Below are 2,616 nucleotides of genomic sequence, written 5' to 3'. Positions count from 1 at the left end.
ACTCCATTAAAGCTCCCTATTCCGGAAGACTCAGTTTAGAGACTTTTATGGTGATGAATGGTGGTCTGGAAACCGGTCGCTTTCCGCGGCCCTACACGACGTAGGGTCGTTCGATGTTGGCACAGGACGTGCCGGTTTTAATCGAACGTCCTCTATTGTTTTAGCCTCCTCGAGCTGCGCTCTGTGGGGTCTAGCCAGCCTTTCCTTTCCCGCAGGAGTCTCCCAGTTTCCAGGCCACCATTTCGCTATTAAGGAGCTCGAAACTCTCGATTGTTGAAAGGAGCTTGTGGCGTATAGAATGCCTTTAAATCCAGCGTTTCAGCAGGGTTTCCACCATAAACGAGCAGATTAGCACAACTCTGATTTCGAGATGACCACTTGGCAAGCGACTCATTCCCCAACGCCCCTATTCCACACAAACATCTCGAAATCAAGTCTTCCACAATCCTGTACATTAGTCGAATAACTATGATTAACCTATGGATGGGTTATTAAGTAAACTGAGAATAAAACCACACAAAAAAAGCTTGAGGACCATACCGCCCTCAAGCTTTTTAATCATTATAGACTATTGCTCTTTTCCCTCTTTCTTCGCTTTAAAGTACATATAAATATTCGTAAAAATAAGAGCAACAGATAATACAGTGGCTACCGTCGATAATTCAACCAAATCCGTGAATAACCCGACCACCAGATAGCCAGCAAAAAATAAGGCGAACAGCAAATAATACACGACACTCTTCCTTTCTTCATAAACCTGTCTCCCATTATATCATCTCTTGAACCTATAAAAAAAACGCCAGGGCAATAGGGCCTGACGCTTATCCTCATCCGGGAGGATACATATAAAATCGGTAGATGGTGAATTCGTTTCCCTGTTCAATATTAAACGATTGAATATCGATGGAAGAGTATAAGACTTGATCATCCTGTTCTATAGAAATTTGCATTACGTACTCTTTGTCTTCCATCAATGGGATAGGGAAGGGGTTCACAATTTCCACCATCCATTCATAGGCAAGTTTCTCTAGGAATGCATGGGTGTAGGTAGTGGGGGTATCATCGAGCCAAATGTTCACAAGGGGAATCAAGGATCTGGATGATTGTTCCAATATAACTCCTCCGTTTAGGTTATAAATTATAATTTTCCCTAATTTATTCCCACATAAACAAAAGGGTCCCCACCTTATTTCTTATACTCTTTCGTCTTCGTTTAATGGTAGATTCACTTACCTTTTGCTTTCGTGCAATTTCAGCCACTGTATACCCTTGATAGCTTAGAAGGCAGACGTTCCTTTCCTGCAAGGAGAGATTAGAGTGATGGAGAAGATCATAGAGAAGGGAATGTTCATGAAGGGTTTCATCGGGAGAGTGAGGAGGGGGAGGCAGCAAAATTCTAATTTTCTCGTTTCGTTGTTCCTTTCTCATATAACTTCGTAAGTGAAAGATCAGTTCGTGAACAAAATAGGTGGAGAATTTGGACTTCGAAGGGCAATAGTTGTGGACACTCTTTTGAAAAACGAGGTAGGCTTCCTGAAGGTAATCATCAAATGGCTCCGGGATGTTCAACTTATGTAACGTGGAATAGATGAGCAGCTTATAATCTTGAAATGACGGCTTCGATGCTTTCATAGTTTACTCCTTTCTACTAAGTCTTATTATCTATGATTTGGAAATAAAAAGGAAGTAGCAAAAGGGAGAAAATTTCAATTATTCATCCATGTTTATAAATAAAATTAAAAATTTCATCATTTTTTGACACCAAAATTCAATTTTAAAACGATTATAAGTTAGAAAAGTTAAAATTGGAGAAAGAGGTGCTGTCTAATGATGGATGATTTGGAGTTTGAGCGAGTCGTAGTAGAAAATGAGAAGTTGATTCACTATCATATCCGTAGCTTACGCATTAACGATGCAAACCAGGACTTTTTTGCTGAAGCATTATTTGCCTTATGGAAAGCCTACGAAACCTATAACGATGAATTAGGCTCGTTTTCGACCTACATAAGCTGGAAGATCCGCAATGCACTGATTGATAAAATTCGTAAAGAGTCAAGGAACAATGAAGTAGAAAGCCTCTATCAAGCTAGTATTTTGCATGAAAAAGGTTACATGATCGAAGACCAAATCGCGGATCATTATTTATGGGAAAAAGTCCGTGATATACTGACGGATAACCAGTGGAAGTGGGTGTACTACTTCATTATTCATGATTTATCTGTAGAACAAATTGCTAAGCTTGAAGGAGTGACAAGGGATGCGGTGAAAAATTGGGGTAGGCACGCTCGTAACAAGTTGAAACAGCTGCCTTTAAGAGATTAAAAAAGCCCTGGAAAAAAGTGCTCCAGGACCTTTATGATTATTTTTCTATTGTGATATTAATTTTGCTAAGACCTAAAGCTCCAGCTGCTTTAATCATACGTGCAGCTTCTTTCTCAGCATCTTCGATAAGGACGTTGTTTCTTGAAATGCTCAATGTTGTCCCGCCAGACATCAATGAACGGTTTTCGTTATGGTCCTCATCTGAGGGCTGAATCAATTGTGGGCTGATCTCGTGTGCTTCCAGATTGCGCGTGCGATTCACACGACCGCGGATTTTACGGCCATGGTAGACGA

At 40.5% G+C, this 2,616-nt stretch carries 5 protein-coding genes; 1 reads left to right on the top strand and 4 read right to left on the bottom strand.

What is annotated here, in order from left to right; all coding sequences use genetic code 11:
- Positions 1–568: 568 nt before the first annotated feature.
- The 3 genes from LD39_RS23045 to LD39_RS07735 all read right to left on the bottom strand — a co-directional run bounded on the left by LD39_RS23045 (position 569) and on the right by LD39_RS07735 (position 1,632).
- Positions 569–733 (bottom strand): hypothetical protein, encoded by a 165-nt coding sequence (locus LD39_RS23045; protein WP_197061402.1) that lies wholly within the window; start codon positions 731–733, stop codon positions 569–571.
- Positions 734–827: 94 nt separating this feature from the next.
- Complete coding sequence (locus LD39_RS07740) at positions 828–1,112, bottom strand: hypothetical protein (protein WP_035544829.1); 285 nt, start codon at positions 1,110–1,112, stop codon at positions 828–830.
- 43 nt (positions 1,113–1,155) lie between these two features.
- Positions 1,156–1,632, bottom strand: a complete 477-nt coding sequence (locus tag LD39_RS07735) for an RNA polymerase sigma factor (RefSeq protein ID WP_035544828.1) — start codon at positions 1,630–1,632, stop codon at positions 1,156–1,158.
- A gap of 195 nt (positions 1,633–1,827) precedes the next feature.
- Here LD39_RS07735 and LD39_RS07730 point away from each other — a divergent pair, with 195 nt between their 5' ends.
- On the top strand, positions 1,828–2,322 hold the full coding sequence (locus LD39_RS07730) for a sigma-70 family RNA polymerase sigma factor (protein ID WP_035544827.1): 495 nt from the start codon (positions 1,828–1,830) through the stop codon (positions 2,320–2,322).
- A gap of 37 nt (positions 2,323–2,359) precedes the next feature.
- Here LD39_RS07730 and LD39_RS23040 read toward each other — a convergent pair.
- Positions 2,360–2,616: hypothetical protein (locus tag LD39_RS23040; protein ID WP_035544826.1), on the bottom strand; the 257-nt coding region annotated here is incomplete at its 5' end.

This window comes from Halobacillus sp. BBL2006, assembly GCF_000786645.1.
Classification (GTDB): Bacteria; Bacillota; Bacilli; order Bacillales; family Halobacillaceae; genus Halobacillus.
Note: the sequence above shows the minus strand (reverse complement) of the source record. Positions and strands in the feature narration are given on the sequence as shown.

What these genes read in the sequence shown, in the direction of transcription:
- LD39_RS07735 (WP_035544828.1), bottom strand. Translation starts at nt 1,632, where the DNA reads ATGAAAGCATCGAAGCCGTCATTTCAAGATTATAAGCTGCTCATCTAT.
- LD39_RS07730 (WP_035544827.1), top strand. Translation starts at nt 1,828, where the DNA reads ATGATGGATGATTTGGAGTTTGAGCGAGTCGTAGTAGAAAATGAGAAG.